A 2,974-nucleotide genomic window follows, 5' to 3' on the forward strand; every position below is an offset into this window, starting at 1 on the left:
GTGGTGAGCCGGGGCGGGCCCCGGATCCGTCGAAGGGGGCCCGCCGGGGGTCAGTCGGCGGCCTTCGCCCAGACCCGGGCTCTCTCCAGGTCCTCCGAGCCCAGGGCCCCGCCGGCCGCGATGACGCGCGGCCGCAACTCGGGGGCGGTGGTCCGGGCCCGGAACAGGAGGGCCACCGTGACCTCGTGGTCCGGCCGGTGCGTGATCTCCACCGGGTCCCCGGCGCGGACCTCGCCCGGCTCCAGGACGCGCAGATAGGCGCCCGGCGCGGCGTCCTCGGTGAACCGCTTCACCCAACCCCGCTCGTCGAGCCACCCGGCGAAGGTGCGGCAGGGGATGCGGGCGCAGGTGACCTCCAGCAGGCTTCCGCCGATCCGCCAGCGCTCGCCGACGAGGGCGCCGCTCACGTCGATGCCCGTGGTGGTGAGGTTCTCCCCGAAACACCCGTCGGCCAGGGGCCGGCCCAGGGCGGTCTCCCAGCGGTCGAGATCCTCCCGGGCGAAGGCGTAGACGGCCTGATCGGGTCCGCCGTGGTGTCGTCGATCGCCCACGAAGTCGTCGGCCAGCCCCGAGACACCGCCCGCGCCCCGCCCGGGGGGCGCGGTCACCCGGACCGGGCCCGCGACGGGGCGCTTGTCGATCCCGGTCAGGCCGCTCTCGGTGGAGGTGTACCCGACGGCCTTCGCCCGGGCGGTGTTCACCGATCGGATCCGCGGGCCCGCGGGTGCCGGGGACGGCGTGCTGGGGGTGGACATGGGATCACCCTAGGCGAGCGGGGAGGAGCCGTCACCGGGATATCGACATGTCGATGCCGGGGGCACGTCGGCCCCGGTCCGACGGTGTCGGCCGGGGCCCGGGGGCGCCGATGGGTCGCGCGGGACCGGGGAGGAACCGGGGAAGGGGTGCGGTGGGGAGGCCGACGCGTCGACCCGGCGGAGAGGTCCGCGACGACGGGGCGACCTTCACATCACCTCCACGCGCCGCACGCGCCCTCCACGCGGGGGATGGAGCACCGCAGACCGCCGGATGCCCGCCCGACCTCCTGTCGGGAAGGCGTCCGACGGTCTGCCGACACGCCACACACCGCTCCGGTCACGCGCCTCCCGGGCCGCGCGACCGGGTACTGCTCCGGAGTTCCTCCGGTTCTCGGCCCCGTCGGGCGATCACTGCTCCGTGAGCAACCCCCTGCGCAGCTTGCCCAGGGTGCGGGCCAGCAGTCGGGAGACGTGCATCTGCGATATCCCCAGCTCCTCGCCGATCTCCGACTGGGTCATGTTGCCCACGAACCGGAGGGAGAGGATCTGGCGGTCACGCGGGGAGAGCTCCGCGATCAGGGGCTTGAGGGACTCGACGTACTCGATGCCCTCCAGGCCGTGGTCCTCGTAGCCGATGCGGTCGGCGAGGGTGCCCTCGGAGTCGTCCTCCTCCGGTTGCGCGTCCAGGGAGCTGGCGGTGTAGGCGTTGGAGGCGGCCATGCCCTCCAGCACGTCCTCCTTGTCGATCTGCAGGCGCTCGGCCAGCTCGGCGACGGTGGGGGCCCGGTCCAGCTTCTGGGACAGCTCGTCGGTGGCCTTGGCCAGGTCGAGCCGCAGCTCCTGGAGGCGGCGCGGGACGCGCACCGACCAGGAGGTGTCGCGGAAGAACCGCTTGATCTCGCCGACGATGGTCGGCATGGCGAAAGTGGGGAACTCCACTCCGCGCTCGCAGTCGAAGCGATCGATGGCCTTGATGAGACCGATCGTGCCGACCTGGACGATGTCCTCCATCGGCTCGCTGCGGGTGCGGAAGCGCGAGGCGGCGAACTTCACCAGGGCGAGGTTCAGCTCGACCAGGGTGTTGCGCACGTAGGAGTACTCGTGGGTGCCCTCCTCGAGGGTGCGCAGCCGCTGGAACAGCGACTTCGAGAGGACCCGGGCGTCCCAGGGCTCGACCTCGTCGAAGGACGATATGGCCGAGATCTGCTCCTTGATGGTCTCCATGGACGGGGGCGGGGGCGGGGTGTCCGCCGCCGGGCCGTCGGGCCGGTCGGTGGTCTCGGCCGGGGAGTCCACCGGGAGGGTGGGCGTGATCTGCCGAATCTGCGTCTCGTGGACGTCGGGGGCGGGTGACATGGTCTCGTCCTCCGTAGGGTTCTTCGGCGTGTGACGGCCGATGCCGTGCTCCGGTGCGGTGTGCGTGCCTCCATGGGCCGGCGCGTTCGGGTCTCTTCTGCCCCCACCCTTATCGGGGATGCATGGTTGGAGGCAAATTCTTTATATCCGTGTTGTCCGGTTTTGCCTGTGCTGCTCGGCTGTTCGGGGGTGGACTCTGGGGATAAGGTGCGAACCTATCGGTAGGGTCCGGTTCGATTCGGGACCTCCGAGTGACGATGGTGGACCTTGAAGGGGTGTGCATGGATCGCGTGACGTCGGGGAGTGCCCACCGACCTCAGTTCGGGGTTGAGGTGCACCGGCGCGAGGTTGGTGCGGTGATCACTCCACGTGGTGAGTTGGATCACCATTCGGTCGATCTGTTGAAGGAGGCGATCGACTCCTGCATCTCCGAGGGTCGTTATCCTATCGTGATCGACTGTGCGGGGCTCGGCTTCTGTGACTCCACGGGGCTGAACACGCTCCTGGCGGCGCGGATGGAGATCGAGGAGGCCGGTGGTCGGGTGCACCTCGCGGCGATGGCGCCCGCCGTCTCCAGGGTGTTCGAGATCACCGGGGCGGACGCGGTCTTCCCGATGCACGACACCCTCGAAGCGGCGCTGACCGCCATCGAGGCCGGCTGAGGCTTCGACCGGCGTGGTCATCGCGAAGATCCCGAGCGGGGTGCCCGAGGCGCGGGGCCCCGGGGCTCGGCATGCCCGAACGGGGACGCGTCCCCCGAGTCCCGAGGTCCTCCCGTCCCGGTACGGCGACGCGTCGCGCCGAGCCGGGGGATCGCTTTTCGCGCCCTCGCGGTCCCCGGGCCCCCGGGGGCTCCCGGGAAA

At 71.3% G+C, this 2,974-nt stretch carries 3 protein-coding genes; 1 reads left to right on the forward strand and 2 read right to left on the reverse strand.

Annotated features, from left to right (window positions below; genetic code table 11):
* Positions 1–50: 50 nt before the first annotated feature.
* Positions 51–755, reverse strand: a complete 705-nt coding sequence (locus FNQ90_RS18085; RefSeq protein ID WP_182607336.1) for an MOSC domain-containing protein — start codon at positions 753–755, stop codon at positions 51–53.
* 408 nt (positions 756–1,163) lie between these two features.
* The gene (locus FNQ90_RS18090) at positions 1,164–2,111 is read right to left on the reverse strand and encodes an RNA polymerase sigma factor SigF (RefSeq protein WP_182607337.1); all 948 of its coding nucleotides are present in this window, start codon (positions 2,109–2,111) and stop codon (positions 1,164–1,166) included.
* A gap of 281 nt (positions 2,112–2,392) precedes the next feature.
* On the opposite strand from FNQ90_RS18090, the gene FNQ90_RS18095 reads away from it, so the two are divergent.
* Positions 2,393–2,773 carry an STAS domain-containing protein gene (locus tag FNQ90_RS18095; protein WP_182607338.1) on the forward strand — a complete coding sequence of 127 codons (381 nt, stop codon included), beginning with the start codon at positions 2,393–2,395 and terminating at the stop codon, positions 2,771–2,773.
* Positions 2,774–2,974 lie beyond the last annotated feature (201 nt).

It is taken from the genome of Streptomyces alkaliphilus (genome assembly GCF_014141535.1).
GTDB classification, from domain to species: Bacteria; Actinomycetota; Actinomycetes; order Streptomycetales; family Streptomycetaceae; genus Streptomyces; species Streptomyces alkaliphilus.